Raw genomic sequence first — 568 nt, forward strand, 5'->3', positions numbered from 1 at the left:
AATTAGTTAAAAATGACATTTCAGCGCTAGCGATACATGGCAATAAAAGTCAGGGCGCACGCACTAGAGCTTTAGCAGAATTTAAAGCTGGTACAGTACGTGCACTTGTTGCTACAGATATTGCAGCTAGAGGTTTGGATATTGACCAGTTACCACAAGTCATTAACTTTGAATTGCCTAATATTGCCGAAGATTATGTTCACCGCATTGGCCGTACGGGTCGTGCCGGTGCAGCTGGGGCGGCAATCTCACTAGTGGATCTAGAAGAGCTCAAGTATCTAAAAGAGATTGAAAAGCTTATTAACCGCGAAATACCAATAATAGAAATAGAAGGATTTGATGCGCCCGTTGTCATCGAACCTGACTCTCAGAGACTTTCCCATAGCCAACAACCAAATTCTGGTCAGATAGAAAAGACAAGACAAAACAAACATAAACGCCATGCTCATAAGCAAAGTAATGATAAAAATATAGCTAATAATGAGCAGCGTGCATTAGGTGATGAGCCAAAATCACCAAAAAGAAGAAACGGCAATAAAAAAACTTACAATAAAGATAACCATCAACA

1 protein-coding gene is annotated in these 568 nt (G+C 40.0%); it reads left to right on the top strand.

The genetic code is table 11. The annotated features are described in order from the left end of the window. Window positions 1–568, top strand: a 568-nt coding sequence (locus ACQY5R_RS18275) for a helicase-related protein (RefSeq protein ID WP_428610719.1), incomplete at both ends; no start/stop codon positions are given.

Source organism: Sedimenticola sp. (assembly GCF_050289425.1).
Taxonomy (GTDB): domain Bacteria; phylum Pseudomonadota; class Gammaproteobacteria; order Chromatiales; family Chromatiaceae; genus Sedimenticola.